The organism is Bacillus sp. EA-CB0995, from assembly GCF_055814245.1.
This window is the reverse complement of the sequence record NZ_CP169269.1, coordinates 332,526-348,307: the sequence shown is the minus strand read 5'-3', so window position 1 is coordinate 348,307 and position 15,782 is coordinate 332,526. Positions and strand designations below refer to the sequence as shown.

At 38.6% G+C, this 15,782-nt stretch carries 13 protein-coding genes and 5 pseudogenes; 8 read left to right on the top strand and 10 right to left on the bottom strand.

The window, feature by feature from the left end; genetic code table 11:
* Positions 1-42: 42 nt before the first annotated feature.
* From ACEWFJ_RS01915 to ACEWFJ_RS01895, 5 genes and pseudogenes are all read right to left on the bottom strand, one after another.
* Positions 43-983: pseudogene (locus tag ACEWFJ_RS01915) on the bottom strand (ABC transporter substrate-binding protein).
* 326 nt (positions 984-1,309) lie between these two features.
* Positions 1,310-2,149, bottom strand: a complete 840-nt coding sequence (locus ACEWFJ_RS01910; RefSeq protein WP_473690151.1) for an ABC transporter ATP-binding protein — start codon at positions 2,147-2,149, stop codon at positions 1,310-1,312.
* Positions 2,150-2,163: 14 nt separating this feature from the next.
* The gene (locus tag ACEWFJ_RS01905; protein WP_473692308.1) at positions 2,164-3,150 is read right to left on the bottom strand and encodes a FecCD family ABC transporter permease; all 987 of its coding nucleotides are present in this window, start codon (positions 3,148-3,150) and stop codon (positions 2,164-2,166) included.
* 25 nt (positions 3,151-3,175) lie between these two features.
* Positions 3,176-4,234, bottom strand: a complete 1,059-nt coding sequence (locus ACEWFJ_RS01900) for a FecCD family ABC transporter permease (RefSeq protein ID WP_473690150.1) — start codon at positions 4,232-4,234, stop codon at positions 3,176-3,178.
* Positions 4,235-4,457: 223 nt separating this feature from the next.
* Positions 4,458-4,681 (bottom strand): annotated as a pseudogene (locus tag ACEWFJ_RS01895) (YuzB family protein).
* Between the two features lie 278 nt (positions 4,682-4,959).
* On the opposite strand from ACEWFJ_RS01895, the gene ACEWFJ_RS01890 reads away from it, so the two are divergent.
* Both ACEWFJ_RS01890 and lipL read left to right on the top strand, forming a co-directional pair.
* Positions 4,960-5,658, top strand: a complete 699-nt coding sequence (locus tag ACEWFJ_RS01890; RefSeq protein WP_473690149.1) for an RsfA family transcriptional regulator — start codon at positions 4,960-4,962, stop codon at positions 5,656-5,658.
* Positions 5,659-6,143: 485 nt separating this feature from the next.
* Positions 6,144-6,989, top strand: a complete 846-nt coding sequence (gene lipL / locus ACEWFJ_RS01885) for an octanoyl-[GcvH]:protein N-octanoyltransferase (protein ID WP_473690148.1) — start codon at positions 6,144-6,146, stop codon at positions 6,987-6,989.
* 31 nt (positions 6,990-7,020) lie between these two features.
* Here the strand turns inward: lipL and pta are convergent, their stop codons facing one another.
* Positions 7,021-7,992 (bottom strand): phosphate acetyltransferase, encoded by a 972-nt coding sequence (gene pta / locus ACEWFJ_RS01880; protein ID WP_473690147.1) that lies wholly within the window; start codon positions 7,990-7,992, stop codon positions 7,021-7,023.
* A 224-nt stretch (positions 7,993-8,216) separates the two neighbouring features.
* On the opposite strand from pta, the gene hemQ reads away from it, so the two are divergent.
* The 3 genes from hemQ (at position 8,217) to gerQ (ending at position 10,037) form a co-directional block, all read left to right on the top strand.
* Entirely contained in the window at positions 8,217-8,960 is a 744-nt protein-coding gene (hemQ, locus tag ACEWFJ_RS01875; RefSeq protein ID WP_473690146.1) for a hydrogen peroxide-dependent heme synthase, read from the top strand.
* A gap of 202 nt (positions 8,961-9,162) precedes the next feature.
* On the top strand, positions 9,163-9,585 hold the full coding sequence (locus ACEWFJ_RS01870; protein WP_253631002.1) for a cell wall hydrolase: 423 nt from the start codon (positions 9,163-9,165) through the stop codon (positions 9,583-9,585).
* A 26-nt stretch (positions 9,586-9,611) separates the two neighbouring features.
* Positions 9,612-10,037, top strand: coding sequence for a spore coat protein GerQ (gene gerQ, locus ACEWFJ_RS01865; RefSeq protein ID WP_473690145.1), 426 nt, complete (start codon positions 9,612-9,614; stop codon positions 10,035-10,037).
* A gap of 162 nt (positions 10,038-10,199) precedes the next feature.
* On the opposite strand, the pseudogene ACEWFJ_RS01860 reads toward gerQ, so the two are convergent.
* From ACEWFJ_RS01860 to ACEWFJ_RS01850, 3 genes and pseudogenes are all read right to left on the bottom strand, one after another.
* A pseudogene (locus tag ACEWFJ_RS01860) lies at positions 10,200-10,567 on the bottom strand (DUF423 domain-containing protein).
* Between the two features lie 64 nt (positions 10,568-10,631).
* Positions 10,632-10,913 (bottom strand): YwdI family protein, encoded by a 282-nt coding sequence (locus tag ACEWFJ_RS01855; RefSeq protein ID WP_230575596.1) that lies wholly within the window; start codon positions 10,911-10,913, stop codon positions 10,632-10,634.
* A gap of 6 nt (positions 10,914-10,919) precedes the next feature.
* Positions 10,920-11,911 (bottom strand): annotated as a pseudogene (locus ACEWFJ_RS01850) (potassium channel family protein).
* 96 nt (positions 11,912-12,007) lie between these two features.
* Between ACEWFJ_RS01850 and ACEWFJ_RS01845 the strand changes: the two are divergent.
* The 3 genes and pseudogenes from ACEWFJ_RS01845 (at position 12,008) to ACEWFJ_RS01835 (ending at position 15,020) form a co-directional block, all read left to right on the top strand.
* Positions 12,008-13,291: a purine/pyrimidine permease gene (locus tag ACEWFJ_RS01845; protein ID WP_473690144.1), complete on the top strand. Its 1,284-nt coding sequence runs from the start codon at positions 12,008-12,010 to the stop codon at positions 13,289-13,291.
* A 229-nt stretch (positions 13,292-13,520) separates the two neighbouring features.
* Positions 13,521-14,242, top strand: a pseudogene (locus tag ACEWFJ_RS01840) (Cof-type HAD-IIB family hydrolase); the annotation flags it as partial.
* Positions 14,243-14,723: 481 nt separating this feature from the next.
* Positions 14,724-15,020, top strand: a complete 297-nt coding sequence (locus ACEWFJ_RS01835; RefSeq protein ID WP_473690143.1) for a DUF3817 domain-containing protein — start codon at positions 14,724-14,726, stop codon at positions 15,018-15,020.
* A gap of 72 nt (positions 15,021-15,092) precedes the next feature.
* Here the strand turns inward: ACEWFJ_RS01835 and ACEWFJ_RS01830 are convergent, their stop codons facing one another.
* Positions 15,093-15,770 (bottom strand): uracil-DNA glycosylase, encoded by a 678-nt coding sequence (locus ACEWFJ_RS01830; protein WP_473690142.1) that lies wholly within the window; start codon positions 15,768-15,770, stop codon positions 15,093-15,095.
* Between the last annotated feature and the right edge of the window lie 12 nt (positions 15,771-15,782).

Sequence of the window (15,782 nt, the reverse complement as noted above, 5' to 3'; positions counted from 1 at the left end):
AAAACCACCATCAAAAAACGAAGGTGATTTTCTCTATCATCATTATTTTTCTAAAATAAAATTAGATAGCTCATCTAATAACATCTCTTTACCAAGTGGGAAGTATCCTTTATTGAGATCTTCGTTTTTAATCATATACACATGATTGTTTTTCACAGCGTTCATGTTTTTCCAAATTGTTTCTTCTTGGAATTCTTTTAGGCGCTGCGTGCCGTCACCTGTTGTAAATACAAATAAATAGTCTGGATTATAATCAATTAATGCTTCTTTTTGCAATTGTACTAACGGCTTATCTGTTGGTGTGCCATTGACTGCTGGCAATTTTAAATCTTTAAATAGAACACTACCGTAACCGTAATCACCGTACACACGGAATGCATTCGGATATGCAGCCATTACCATGAATTTCGCATCGCCAGTTTTTGCAACGATTTCATCATGTAATTGGCTTGCTTTTTCATCATATTTCTTCAGCCATGCAGCTGCTTCTTTTTCTTTACCGAAGATTTCACCTACTTCTTCAAACTTTGGACGCCACTGATCTAATGGGGTACTTAACATAACTGTTGGTGCAATTTTAGATAATTGATCATAGATTTTTTCTTGACGATTGTTCACCAAAATTACATCTGGTTTTGCAGCAGCTACTGCTTCGATGTTAATTTTATCGCCCCAAGCAGAACCGACTGGCTTCACACCTTTTAATTGATTTGCAATATGTGCGTCAATTTTCTCTTCGGTCGTATTTGCCGTAATAACAGGTTTCATGCCGAATATTAATAATTCTTCTGTTGACCCGCTTAAATCAGCAATTCTCTTTGGATTTGCAGGAATTTTAATTTCCCTTTTGCATGTTTCACAACACGCTCTTCACTTTTGGCATCTGCTTTCTTTTCTTCTTTCTTATTAGAAGAACATGCAGCAAATAATACAGAAATAATAGCTAACACAAAAACTAATAGAGTAACTTTGAACTTCTTCATGATTCTCTCTCCTGACCTTATTATAATCTCACTCTAAATAGACAGCGCTACGAAACTCTTCCTTACAAAATGACTATCTACAAGAGTCTCTTTATAAAACCAACCATTTTTATGAAATTATGGAAATTTAACTTTCTCCCGTTCTAACGGGCAGTAAATCTCCGACTCTATCGTCAGCCATTTATTGCCCGCTAGAACCAACTTAAGCCTGCTTACGCACTCGTTTATCCCGCATTAACGGGCAGTAAGACCCCCACCTCAAGATTGAGAGACAAGCGAAGAAGATAGGTGGGGGATAACTGCCCATAAAAGCCCGATTGGTTCAACTAACCAGCAGTGGGGGATGAAAAAACCCCCACTGCTGAAAGTTTCACTTTATTGATTTCCATTAAATCGTAAGTAAGACAAATTGGTTTGCCATTGACAGGACACGGAACCAGTTGTGCTTCAATTTCAAACACTTCGCGAAGCGTTTCAGATGTCATGACTTCATCAGGTGTTCCTTGTTTCATTAATTTTCCATCTTTTAACGCAATCATATGATCAGAAAAACGAGAAGCGTGATTTAAATCATGAATAACCATCACAATCGTCCGGCCTTCTTCTTCATTTAACTTTTTTAATAGGTTCAGTACTTCAAGTTGATGCGCCATATCAAGATATGTTGTTGGCTCATCTAACACAAGCAAGCCTGTTCCTTGTGCAAGTGCCATCGCAATCCAAACACGTTGACGTTGCCCACCTGATAATGCCTCAGCTGGTCGATTTGCAAACTCTCTCATGCCAGTCACATCAAGCGCCCAGCGAATGTAGCGATAGTCTTCTTCTGATAATGTACCGAACCCTTTTTGATGCGGGAAACGTCCATATGAAACAAGTTCAAATACAGTCAAACCAGTTGGCACTTCTGCCGTCTGCGGCAAGATTGCCATTTTTTTCGCAATTTCTTTCGTCGCCTGTTTCTCAATTGCATTCCCGTCCAAATAAACAGTACCTCGTTTTGCTTTTAAAACACGTGAAGCTGTTTTAAGAAGCGTGGATTTCCCGCACCCATTTGGACCAATAATTGTCGTAATTTTTCCTTCAGGTATTTCAACAGATAACCCATTAATAATGAAATTTTCACTATATCCAACACATATTGATTGAACTGATAAAGATGGCATATAAATCGTCTCCCTTATCTTGTTTTTACAAGTAAATAAATGAAATACGGCGCGCCTATCACTGAAATGACAAGACCGACTGGTATTTCTGATGTTGTAAGTAAACTGCGTGAAAGAAAATCAGAAAACAATAGCAATAATGTTCCAATTAACGCAGCAGTTGGTAACATTATTTGATGCTTTCCACCTACTAAGCGGCGCGCAAGATGGGGAGCCATTAATCCAATAAAACTAATTCCCCCTGCTACTGCAACGGAGGCACCAGCTAAACAAACAGCGATAAATAGTAACTTGCGGCGTTCTTTCTCAACATCCAAACCGAGACCCGTTGCCGCTGCATCTCCTAAATTCATTACATTTAAGACGTGTGCCTTCATAAAAGCAATCGGTAAGAAAATAAGCATCCACGGCAGAACGCTTAATACGAATTTCCAATCTGTTCCCCATAAACTTCCTGATAACCAAATCGTAGCAAAGCGGAAATCATTCGATGTCATTTTCATCGAAAATACTAGACTTACAGCTCCAAATCCGGCTGCTACGGCAATCCCGACAAGAATTAAACGAACCGGAGAAACTCCGTCCTTCCAAGCAAGCGCATAAATAATAACTGCCGCCAGTATTGCACCAACTAAAGCAAAAAACGGCAGAATAAATACAGATAAAAACGAAGACATCGTTACTTTTCCAAAGAAGAAATAAACAAAGACAACAACCGATAATCCAGCCCCGGCATTAATACCCATAATCCCTGGATCAGCAAGTGGGTTTCGAGATAGTCCTTGCATAATTGCACCTGAAACAGCTAAAGCTGATCCAACGAAAATTGCAATAATTATTCGTGGCATACGAAAATCAAATAAAATTGTTGCTTGATCTTCGGCTCCAAGTCCAACGAGTGTTTTTAATACTTCAACTGGTGACATTTTGAATGTACCTGTATATAAGCTAATGAAGAATACTGCACAAATTAAAATACTAATACTAGATAAAATTGAAATATTTTTTTCGTTAAAATTCCTTGATTCACATTTTCCCTCTCCCTTCTTTACGTGCTAAGTAGAGGAAGAATGGTACTCCGATCATCGCTGTTACAGCACCAATTGGTGTTTCAAATGGCGGATTTATAATACGGGAGATTATGTCGGCACATTCAACAAGCAAGCCGCCTAAAACGGCAGCGCACGGAATCACCCAGCGATAATCTGACCCAACAAGAAAGCGCGTTAAGTGTGGAATAACAAGGCCAACAAACCCAACAGATCCAGCCATTGAAACCGCAGAACCTGTTAAAATAAGGACAAGGATAGTTCCAATCAACTTAATGAGCTTCGTATTTTGTCCAAGTCCAATAGCAATTTCTTCACCAAAACTTAAAATCGTAATATATCTTGCTAGCATAATAGCAACAATAAGGCAAACGAGACCAACTGGAAGTAACATACGTAAACTTTCCCATTTTACACCAGCAACACCGCCTGCATGCCACATGCTAACTTCTTGTGATAAATTAAAATACAATGCAATCCCAGATGAAATTGCGCCTAATAACGCACTAATCGCCGCTCCTGATAACGCTAACTTAATTGGCGTTAATCCACCCGGAGATGCTGCACCAATCCCATACACAATGCTCGCACCAAATGCTGCACCAATAAAGGAAGCAATTACGAACATGAAGTATGGCGAGTTTGGAAAGAATGCAAACATAATCGCAATTCCAAATACAGCCCCGTCTGTAATCCCCATAAGTGAAGGAGACGCAAGAGGATTTCGTGTCATTCCTTGCATAATCGCACCCGATACTGCTAAAAATGCTCCAACAACTGCTCCTCCAATCGCTCTTGGAAGCCGCAATTCTTGAATAACATTATGGTATGTAATCGATTCATCAAACTGAAACACAGCTTGCCATACTGTTTTCAAACTAATATCGGCAGCACCAAACGATATAGAAGTTGCCATACTTAAAGCTAATAAAGCAGTCCCAACAATTAAAATCATTAAGGCAATAAGAGGCCGGCTTTTTATCTCTTTTACGTCTACCGATTCTTCTTCGTAAAACCTTCTCGTACTCACTTCCATCTACAACATCCTAACTCTTAATATACATAAATAGTAATGAAATTCATTCTCATCATAGATCAAAAAAAGAAAACCAAGAGCGGTTCTTGATTCCGATAATGATTCTCAATATCATTCTACAAATTTACACTAAAATTTGTCAACCACTAATTTTGTTATACAAAACTTTTTTACGCTCTGAAAAACTTTGGTGCACAAAAAAAAGATACGATATCGTATCCTTTTACTTGTTTAACTTTGCTTCGATTTTTTTAATTAACTCATCTTCATTTGGTGCTGCAACTGGACGGTTATTTACAAATGCAAATGATTTCTTACGACCAGGGCCGCAATACGATTGGCATCCGACTTGAATATCTGCACATTCATCTATTTTTTTAAACGCGGTACTAACGTCTTAATATTCGTTGCCTGACAATCATCACACACACGAAATTCGTTTCCCATTTTATATAACACTTCCTCTATTTGAAACTTTTCTCAAGTACATATAACAATAAACACTAAATGGTATTTTACCTTTCTTTTTGATGTGATGCAAGTTTTCTCCCTGCCAGGTTTCATGTCAAATCAATTACATACTCTCGCTTTTTCGCACAGCAAATATAACCTGCAAACACACTTCCGCTCAAAATCTACCATAATTTTAAAAGCTTTGTATAAAAGGGGTTTATTTTGTCCATTCTAAAAATAAGATATTGATAAAAAGAAAGGGAGATGAATCTATGAAAGTAAGACAAGATGCTTGGACTGAAGAAGATGATTTACTTCTTGCTGAAACCGTTTTGCGCCACGTTCGCGAAGGAAGTACACAATTAAATGCCTTTGAAGAAGTTGGTGATAAATTAAATCGTACCTCAGCAGCTTGTGGATTTCGTTGGAATGCTGTGGTGCGCTATAGTTACGATCAAGCATTACAACTTGCGAAAAAGCATCGTAAAGATAAAATGCGTGCAAATGGCGGCGAACAAGCGAAAAAACGCCTTCTATATACACCGCCGATTTCATCTACTGTAACAACCGATGAAAATATAGCTATCGAAATTGAGCAACCTATTCAAACCGTTCAAAACGTTCAAACTGTTCAAACTGCCCAAGTAACGCCAACAACTTCTTCCATTGCTATGCACGACGTTATCCATTTTCTACAGTCACTCGGAACTTCTAATGTAAAAGTATCCGCGCTTGAAAGAGAGAATGAGAGATTGAAACAAGAAATTGCCGAGTATATGCGAAGAAATGCTGAATTAGAAATGAAAGTGGAAAAACTAGAACAGCAATCAACTACAGTTCAAGAAGATTACGAGACGCTGATGAAAATTATGAACCGCGCGCGTAAACTTGCATTAATGGACGACGAAGAGCGTACACAAACCTCGTTTCGCATGGATCGAAACGGAAATCTAGAAAAGATTGCGGAATGAGAAGGATGCTATGATAGCATCCTTTTTATTATGGTTTCATTCACCGTTTCAAATTCTTCCATCTTAGATTCTCTACGTACATCGGGATAACTCTCTTTTTTCAGATTTTCTTTTAACTCTAGTTTTTTCTAGCTTTTTCAATCCTTTCAGGTTCTTCTTCACAACCTTCCTCTCTACTCTCTCTTTTTGCTATAATAAAGTGAAACTTCCATCAGTGGGGGTTTTTCCCCCACTGATGGAAAGCCCGCCCAATCGGGCTTTTATGGGCAGTTATCCCCCACCTAGATTCTTAAGAAAAGCGGAAGCGGCTCGCTCAGAATCGCAGGACGTTGGAGCACCCGACAGAGAGGTGCTTTTTGCCTCGTCCGAGGGGGCGAAACGACCGGAGATTCTAGCCGTTAGAGCTGGACAATGCTTTTCTCTGAATCTTGAGGTGGGGGTCTTACTGATAAATATTGTCATTTTATAGATAAGGGGTTATTTACATGAGCGATTCTCGTTCGATTCTATCTCAACCAGAGTGGCGCATTGTTGACCAATCAAGCTTAGGTCCGCAATTCCATGCGCTGCAGTCTTTCGCAATGGATGATACGTTATGTACAACAGTCGGAAACGGTACATCTGCTGCAACAATGCGCTCTTGGGTTCATCACAATACAATTGTTCTTGGCATTCAAGATACACGATTACCTTATTTAAAGCAGGGAATTGAATTTTTGAAAAGTAAAGGTTTCAATGTCATTGTCCGCAATTCAGGCGGGCTCGCTGTTGTGCTAGATGAGGGTGTTCTGAACGTCTCTCTTCTATTCCAAGAAACAGAAAAAGGCATTGATATCGATCTTGGCTATGATACAATGTGGCATTTAATTAAAGAAATGCTAAAAGATTATGATGTCAATATTGAAGCAAAAGAAATCGTCGGCTCTTACTGTCCTGGCAGCTATGATTTAAGCATTGACGATAAAAAGTTTGCTGGTATTTCACAGCGCCGCATTCGTGGAGGCGTTGCTGTACAAATTTATTTATGTGCCACAAATAGCGGTTCAGAACGCGCTACACTTGTTCGTGATTTTTACGACTTGGCCATTCAAAGAGAGGAAACAAAGTTTACCTATCCTGAAATTATTCCAAGTACAATGGCTTCCTTATCAGAACTACTTGGTAAAGAAATTACCGTACAAGATTTGATGATGCGACTTTTACAAACATTACAGCATTTCACACCGCAGTTAACACCGTCACAGCTTACAATAGACGAAGTACCATTATACGAACATCACTTACAGCGCATAATCGATCGTAATAATAAATCACTTGGATTAGAAAACTAAAAGCCCCGCATCTGCGGGGCTTTTTTCATAATTATAGTGCTTGAGCTGCTGTAATTAGAGCTAACTTGTACACTTCTTCTTCGTTACAACCACGAGATAAATCATTTACTGGCATGTTTAAGCCTTGTAAGATTGGTCCCACTGCTTCGAAGTTACCTAAGCGTTGTGCAATTTTGTAGCCGATATTACCAGCTTCTAAGCTTGGGAATACGAATACGTTAGCATCACCTTTAATAATAGAACCTGGTGCTTTCTTTTCTGCTACAGATGGTACGAATGCAGCGTCAAATTGGAACTCACCGTCTAATGTTAACTCAGGAGCCATTTCTTTCGCGATGCGAGTTGCTTCTACAACTTTCTCTGTTTCTGGAGATTTCGCAGAACCCTTTGTAGAGAAGCTTAACATTGCAACGCGTGGATCGATGCCGAATAATTCAGCTGTTTTTGCACTTTCAATACCAATTTCAGCTAAATCTTGGCTGTTTGGAGCAATGTTGATTGCACAGTCAGCGAATACATATTTCTCTTCTTCACGTACCATGATAAATACGCCAGAAGTTTTTGTAACGCCTGGTTTTGTTTTAATGATTTGAAGTGCTGGACGAACTGTATCAGCTGTAGAATGAGCTGCACCGCTTACTAAGCCTTGTGCTTTTCCCATGTATACAAGCATAGTACCGAAATAGTTTTCGTCTTTTAAGATTTCACGAGCAGCTTCTTCTGTTGCTTTACCTTTACGGCGTTCAACGAAAGATGCTACCATTGCATCCATTTCTTCGTATGTAGCTGGGTCATAAATATCAACGCCTGCTAATGTTAAGTTCATGCTAGCAGCTTTCGCGCTAATTTCTTCTTTATTACCAACTAAGATTGGTTTTACTAACTCTTCTTTTGCTAAACGCTCTGCAGCGCCTAAAATTCTTTCATCAGTTCCTTCAGGAAGTACGATAGAAACGCCTTTCCCTTGAACTTTTTCTTTTACTGTTGTAAATAAATCGCTCACGAATAACCCTCCTACAAATTCAAATCCATATTTAAGAATACCGCTTTTTATCTATATTTTAAACTTATTGCTTCGAAAAAATAGGCAAAATAAAAATGATTATATTTTCTTAAAATTCCGCCATGAAATGTGACAATTTTGTGCTTCCAAGATTCCGATACATGCTTTTTCATCTATATATGATATAGTTAACGTGTAAAACTTGACTATTCGAGGTGAACCTAATGAGTGAAGCAGCAAAAACGTTAGATGGTTGGTATTGTTTACACGATTTCCGTTCTATGGACTGGGCAGCATGGAAAACATTATCTAGTGACGAGCGTCAGCAAGCAATGTTCGAATTTTTAAACATCTTTGAAAAATGGAACAAAACAGAAACTGCAAAACAAGGTAGCCATGCAATGTATACAATCGTTGGACAAAAGGCTGATATCATGTTCATGATTTTACGTCCAACAATGGAAGAATTAAATGAAATTGAAGCAGAATTCAATAAAACAACATTAGCAGAGTATATGCTTCCTACATACTCTTACGTATCTGTTGTGGAGTTAAGTAACTATCTTCCTGCTGAAGAAGATCCATACCAAAATCCACAAATTCTTGCGCGTCTATACCCAACATTACCAAAAGCAAACCACGTTTGCTTCTATCCGATGGACAAGCGCCGCCAAGGTGATGATAACTGGTACATGTTACCGATGGAAGAGCGCAAAAAATTAATGTATAGCCACGGCAAAATCGGCCGTCAATATGCAGGAAAAGTACGTCAAATCATTACTGGTTCTGTAGGTTTTGATGATTATGAATGGGGCGTAACATTATTCGCTGATGATGTTCTTCAATTTAAGAAACTTGTATACGAAATGCGCTTTGATGAAGTAAGTGCACGTTACGGTGAGTTTGGAACATTTTTCATTGGAAACATTTTACCAAGCGAGAAGGTCGCAAAATTTTTACATGTATAAGCTAAAAAGGAACGATTTTTCGTTCCTTTTTTTATACCCTGCTAACACTCTCGGTCTAATCAATCTTCAACAGAACTATAGATTATCCCTCATCACAAAACATGGCTTAGTTGTCATATCTGCTCCTTTTTTTCATACCTATGAATTAGTGGTTGTTCTACACTTTCTTTTCTCTAGCGGAGTAATAAGAGAGGTGAAAGAGATGGGTGTTATTGCCTATACAGATGAAGAATTAAGACTACTCGCAAGGTTAATGCGGGCAGAAGCAGAAGGAGAAGGGCCTAAAGGAATGCTTTTGGTTGGAAATGTCGGCGTCAATCGCGTAAGAGGGAATTGCTTAGACTTTAAAAAGATTCGAAACCTTCGTCAAATGGTATTTCAAAGTCCTGGTGGGTTTGAGGCGACGCAAAAAGGTTACTTTTATCAGCGTGCTCGTGAAAGTGATGTCGCTTTGGCAAGACGCACAGTTCAAGGTGAACGCTTTTGGCCTGCTAATTTTTCTTTATGGTTTTTCCGACCACCAGGTGATTGTCCGCCAACTTGGTTTAATCAAGAAAATTCTGGTCGTTTTAAAAACCATTGCTTTTTCCAACCAACTGGTGAAGCCTGTCCAGGTGTATATTAGTGAATTGAAAAGAGGAGGGATTTTGTATGGCACAGCAACAAAACCCATACTATGGGGGAGGATTTTATCAACCATCTGGCGGATATATGCAGCCGCAACCAGGGCAACCAGGACAACAAATGCAAATGCCACAAACGCCGCAACCTACTCAAGCGCAAGTTGCCGCTTCTCAAGGCATGCTTCCACTTGAGCAATCGTATATTGAAAATATCCTTCGTTTAAACAAAGGAAAACCAGCGACTTTTTTCATGACATATGAGCGCGGCAGCACACTTGGTACACAATCCTATACAGGCATCATTGAGGCTGCAGGACGCGATCATATCATTGTAAGTGAACCTAAGTCCGGAAAACGTTATTTACTGCTTATGATCTATCTTGACTATGTAGAATTTCCTGGAGAAATCACCTACTTCCCAGGACAACAACCAGCAACTTACCCTCCAAGATAATAAGAAAAAGCTGGCAAATGCCAGCTTTTGTTTTATTTTTATCCCGACCAAACAGCTGGTAAGAGGTTAGACAAGGAAGTAAAGTACAAACCATCTGTAAGGGCCCGATTGGTTCAACTAACCTCTTGGGAAGAAAAACGTTTCCCAAGAAGAAGTTTCACTTTATAATCCTTTTACGACCGCAGTTCCTAATAAAACCCAGCCTACAATAAATGCTACGCCGCCAAGCGGAGTGATTGGACCAAAAATTTCATACCAGTTGTACTTAATGCGTATAAGCTTCCGGAAAACATAATAATACCTGCCACCATACACCAGCCTGCTGCGCTTACAAGAGAAGATTGAATCTTGTCCATTAACAAAGCTACAACAAATAATCCACCTGCATGAAACATTTGATACGTAACACCTGTTTTCCACACATCTAACATTTTTGCAGAGATTTTCCCTTCAAGTCCATGCGCTCCAAATGCACCGAGTGCAACAGCTAGTGCAGCTGCAATACAACCTAATAAGAAGAAAATTTTCATTAGAATTCCCCCTTTTTATTTTTATAATAAGAAATTTTTTACACACAATCCAACTATTTAACTTTTAAAAATCAAAAAGAGAGTTTCCGTTTGCATCCTCTTCTTTTATATATACAGGCTCTCCTGAAAACGAAGCAATTGGTTGAACCGGCATTTGCGGCGCTATAACATGTGTTTGTATTTTCGGTTCAACATACACAGGAGCTTCCGTCTGTTCTTCTAGCAATAAATCGCATAATGCACGAACAACTAGAAGATGTTCTTTCGTTTTATGTGATTCGCTTCCTTTCGCTTTTGCAATTTCGCTTGCCATTTTATTCAAAATCTTATCGCTAGATATTTGCATTCTTTATCACCTCATATATTGTAATTCTTTCTCAAATTGCTCCAATTTCTCTACTGGACCAAATACTATTATCATATCACGTTCTGCCAATTTTTCCGCCCCTGTTGGGTTATGAATAATATGTCCATCTCGCAAAATCGCTAAAATTGTAATATCAAAACGATTCCTTATATTTGCTTCCATCAGCGTTTCTCCAATTAAAGATGACCCTGCGGCCATTTCAATTTCTTCAATGGCAAAATTCTGTTCTGTTCCATATAGCACTGTATCTATATAATTAACCGTTAAAGGATTCGCAATGCCTTTTGCAATATGAATTCCCGCCATACTGGATGGATTAATAACTTTATTCGCACCAGCGCGTCTTAGCTTCTCTTCCGATTCTTGTTTTTCGGCCCGAGCTATGATTTTAATATTCGTATTTAGGCCTCTTGCAGTTAATGTAATAAACACATTTTCTGCATCACTGGCAACGATTGCCACTAAACCAATTGCCCTCGTAATACCAGCTTTATGTAACACCTCATCTTCTGTTGCATCGCCGTGTACATATAAAAGCTTTTGCTCCACTAATACAGACTCTTCTCTATCAACAACAATAAACGGAATGTTTTTTCTCGTAATTCTTGCACAACTTGTAAACCAACCCTGCCGCATCCGCACACAATAATATGATCTTTTATTTCTGCAATTTGTTTCTCCATCTTCTTCCTCCGCATCGCTTGAAATAAATTCCCCTCAACAATCATAGCTGCTACTACCCCAATCGCATATGTCACAATACCAACACCAAGTGGAATAATTAAAAGGGCAAAAATCTTTCCTGCTTTCGTTAATGGGACGGCATCTCCATATCCAACTGTTAATACAGTAATCATTGTCATCCAAAATGCTTGAAACATACTAATCTCTTCTATTATCATAAACCCGATAGTTCCGACAATTACAACGAAACACATACATATAATTGCAATAATCAATTGTTTACGTGCACTCATGATATTCTTTCATCTCTTTTCTCTATGTTCAATCTTTGCCACAACAAATCAAATACATATATACTAGAAACGGAATACAAGAAAGAGGTCGATAAGATGAAAACATTTCTTTCTGCCTTGCAATGGGCATTATTTATTTTAGCCGGTAGTCTTATTGTTCCGATTAGTGTTGCTGCTAATTACGGGCTTGAAGGGGCAGAGGCTATCGCTTTTGTACAACGAACATTATTTGTTCTTGGCTTTGCCGGCATATTACAAGCTGCATTTGGACATCGCTTGCCAATTCAAGAAGGGCCTGCTGGACTTTGGTGGGGTATATTTTCGTTATACGCAAGCCTCGGAATTACGTTATTCGGGTCAAGTGGTGAAACACTTCGTGTACTGCAGTATTCTTTTTTACTAAGTGGTCTCATTTGTATCCTTCTTAGTGTATTTGGGCTTATCGATAAGCTCGTGCGCTATTTTACACCAACTGTCGTCGGAACATATTTATTTCTTCTCGTTGCCCAGCTAAGCGGCTCCTTTTTGAAAGGAATGTTTGGACTTGATGGACAACATAAAGAAATACAAGGAAAAGTACTTCTTCTTTCTCTCATCGTTATTTTACTATCATTCTTTATTATGAAGCTACCTGTTCTGGGACAATATTCTGTTTTATGTAGTATCGTAATCGGCTGGATTCTATTTGCTTACTTCGGACTCTCTAATCCGATTACACCAGTAAATGATATCATCCACCTTCCTTCTATCTTTGTTTTCGGTATGCCCCGCGTAGAATGGAATATGGTCATTACTGTTGTTTTCGTAACACTACTACTGCTTACAAACATGTTAGCAAGTATTCGCGTTGTACAACAAGTCATTTCAAAACATGAAGAAATCGCAATACAAAATCGATTTAAACAAGCAGGGATTATTACTGGCATCAACCAGCTTCTTGGGGGCCTTTTTTCAGCAATTGGGCCTGTTGCCATTTCTGGATCAGCTGGTTTTATTTCAACAACAAATATTTATAAACGATTACCGTTTATTCTAGGTTCAACCTTTATTATTCTCATTAGCCTATTTCCGAAAGTTACATCTTTCTTTGCAGCAATTCCAGTAGCTGTTGGTTATGCAGCTATTTATCCTGTATTTGCAAGTATGATTGGGCTAGCTTTTCGAGAATATGAAACTGTAAAAGATAAAGAGCGCTTATTCAAAGTTTCCGGTCTCGCTCTCTTTACTGGGATTGGCGTCATGTTCATCCCATCAGGATCCTTTTCTTCACTTCCGCCGTTTCTTGCATCCTTTTTAAGCAACGGCCTTGTACTCGGTTCTGTAATGGCAATTATACTAGAAGTATTATTTTCTCGTTCAACGGACAAACACACATCTTAGAGGAAAGCCTCTATTAAAAACCAGTTAAACCAATCGACACAAAATGTAAACCAAATTGGTAAACTTCAAGCATTGCAGTCTATTTTAAGTATTGTTACGATAATAGAGACATATACGAGCAGACAAGATTCTTCTGCTCGTATATGAATGCGCACGGAATCGATTCCATTAACAAAGAAGTTCGATGTCTTATAGTTTATGTTAAATTCATATAGGAAGGACCATTCAAATGTCTTATAAAATGATTGTACTAGATTTAGATGATACATTACTTCGCGATGACCATACCATTTCACCGCGTACAAAAGAAGCACTGATGAAAGCACAAGAGCGCGGAGTGAAAGTCGTACTAGCTTCTGGCCGTCCAACATTTGCGATGTGGGCGATTGCAAAAGAACTTCGTTTAGAAGAATACGGAAGTTTTATTTTATCGTTTAACGGCGCAAAAATTATTAACTGCAAAACAAATGAGGAATTATTTAGCAGTACGTTATCACCTGAAACCGTTCATAATTTATATAAAACAAGCCAGCACGAGGATGTTTGGATTCATACGTATATCGGCGATGACATTGTAACAGAAGAAAATAATCAATATACAGAAGTTGAAGCTCATATTACGGGTATGCCAATTATTGAAATTGATAGTTTTGTAGATACAGTGAAAGAACCCGTTGTGAAAGTATTAATGATGGAAGCACCTGAACGCCTTGTAGAAGTTGAAAAAAATTACAACAAGAATTTGAAGGCCAATTAAGTGTTATGCGTTCAAAGCCATTCTTCTTAGAATTTACAGAGGCTGGCGTAACAAAGGGCACAAGCTTAAACCAACTCATCCAAAAACTTGGTATTCAACGTGAAGAAGTTATCGCAATGGGCGATAGCTACAATGACCTAGCAATGATTGAATTTGCTGGCCTTGGCGTTGCAATGGGCAATGCACCTGATGACATTAAAGCCATTGCTAATCATGTAACAGACACAAACATGAATGACGGCGTTGCAAAAGTCGTAGAACAATTTGTATTAAACAGCGAAGTGCTTGTATAAAGTGAAACTTCCATCAGTGGGGGTTTTCTTCATCCCCCACTGATGGTTAGTTGAACCAATCGAGCTTTTACGGGCAGTTATCCCCCACCTATCTTCTTCGCTTCTCTCAATCTTGAGGTGGGGGTCTTACTGCCCGTTAATGCGGGATAGAATAGCTTGCTCGCTGAAGATTAGTTAAACCAATCGTCTATAAAATCCCGCTGAAGTCAAATATTTCAGCGGGATTTATCTGTTATTTTTAGCAGCTTGTGAAGATATTTTGAACTTTGCACTATTCTTGTAGTGTAAAGTTTATTTTCGATTATAATGGAATAAAATAGGCTATTTTATTCACAAAAAGAATACAAATTTATCATAGACAGGCTTATAAGGAGGTCATTTTATGTTATCAACACCGATTGGACGTTTAAGAGTTATTGGAGTACTTGAAGGAATTTCTTTTCTCATCCTTCTATTCATCGCAATGCCACTGAAATATTTTGCAGGTTTTGCAAAAGCCGTTACTGTAGCAGGTATGGCACATGGTGTCTTGTTTATACTATTCATCTACGCTGTCTTTCAAGTAACCACTATTCATCATAAATCAAAGTCATGGGTATTTGGTGCGCTTGTTGCATCTGTTATTCCATTTGGTACGTTCGTACTAGATGCGAAATTAAAAAAAGAAGAAAATAAATAAATAAAAACAGACCGTTACATATGTAGCGGTCTGTTTTTACATGTATAAATCTCTAAATGAAAGAACTCTCATTTAGAGGTTCGGAATTTGCCAATCAATCTCCTGTTCTCCTTGTTTTACTAACAAGTTGTTTATTTTTGAAAATGGTTTGCTGCCAAAGAACCCTCGGCGTGCTGATAATGGGCTTGGATGAACAGATTCAATAATATGATGATTTGGATTTGTAATGAGCTTTTTCTTTGCCTGAGCAGGTCGTCCCCATAACACAAAGATAACTGGTTTCTCACGTTCATTTAACAATTCAATAATGCGATCTGTGAAAACTTCCCATCCTTTTCCTTTATGGGAGTTGGCTTCTCCTTGACGCACAGTTAATACAGTATTTAGTAAAAGCACACCTTGCTCCGCCCATTTTACTAAATAGCCGTTATTCGGGATTGGATAGCCAAGGTCATCCAGTAATTCTTTATACATGTTTTGGAGTGACGGCGGCGTACGTACACCAGGTTGCACCGAAAAACTTAAACCGTGCGCTTGATCTGGCCCATGATATGGATCTTGTCCTAAAATAAGCACCTTCGTATCTTTGTAGCTTGTATAATGCAGAGCATTAAAAATATTCTCCTGCTTTGGATATACAACGTGTGTACGATATTCTTCTTTTAAAAATGATTGTAATTGTTGATAATATGGTTTCTCAAATTCAGGTGCGAGCAACGGCGCCCAATCATTCTTTAGTATTTGTTCCATTCTTTCACTTCC

What these genes read in the sequence shown, in the direction of transcription:
- ACEWFJ_RS01910 (WP_473690151.1), bottom strand. Translation starts at nt 2,149, where the DNA reads ATGCCATCTTTATCAGTTCAATCAATATGTGTTGGATATAGTGAAAAT.
- ACEWFJ_RS01900 (WP_473690150.1), bottom strand. Translation starts at nt 4,234, where the DNA reads ATGGAAGTGAGTACGAGAAGGTTTTACGAAGAAGAATCGGTAGACGTA.
- ACEWFJ_RS01890 (WP_473690149.1), top strand. Translation starts at nt 4,960, where the DNA reads ATGAAAGTAAGACAAGATGCTTGGACTGAAGAAGATGATTTACTTCTT.
- lipL (WP_473690148.1), top strand. Translation starts at nt 6,144, where the DNA reads ATGAGCGATTCTCGTTCGATTCTATCTCAACCAGAGTGGCGCATTGTT.
- hemQ (WP_473690146.1), top strand. Translation starts at nt 8,217, where the DNA reads ATGAGTGAAGCAGCAAAAACGTTAGATGGTTGGTATTGTTTACACGAT.
- ACEWFJ_RS01870 (WP_253631002.1), top strand. Translation starts at nt 9,163, where the DNA reads ATGGGTGTTATTGCCTATACAGATGAAGAATTAAGACTACTCGCAAGG.
- gerQ (WP_473690145.1), top strand. Translation starts at nt 9,612, where the DNA reads ATGGCACAGCAACAAAACCCATACTATGGGGGAGGATTTTATCAACCA.
- ACEWFJ_RS01855 (WP_230575596.1), bottom strand. Translation starts at nt 10,913, where the DNA reads ATGCAAATATCTAGCGATAAGATTTTGAATAAAATGGCAAGCGAAATT.
- ACEWFJ_RS01845 (WP_473690144.1), top strand. Translation starts at nt 12,008, where the DNA reads ATGAAAACATTTCTTTCTGCCTTGCAATGGGCATTATTTATTTTAGCC.
- ACEWFJ_RS01835 (WP_473690143.1), top strand. Translation starts at nt 14,724, where the DNA reads ATGTTATCAACACCGATTGGACGTTTAAGAGTTATTGGAGTACTTGAA.
- ACEWFJ_RS01830 (WP_473690142.1), bottom strand. Translation starts at nt 15,770, where the DNA reads ATGGAACAAATACTAAAGAATGATTGGGCGCCGTTGCTCGCACCTGAA.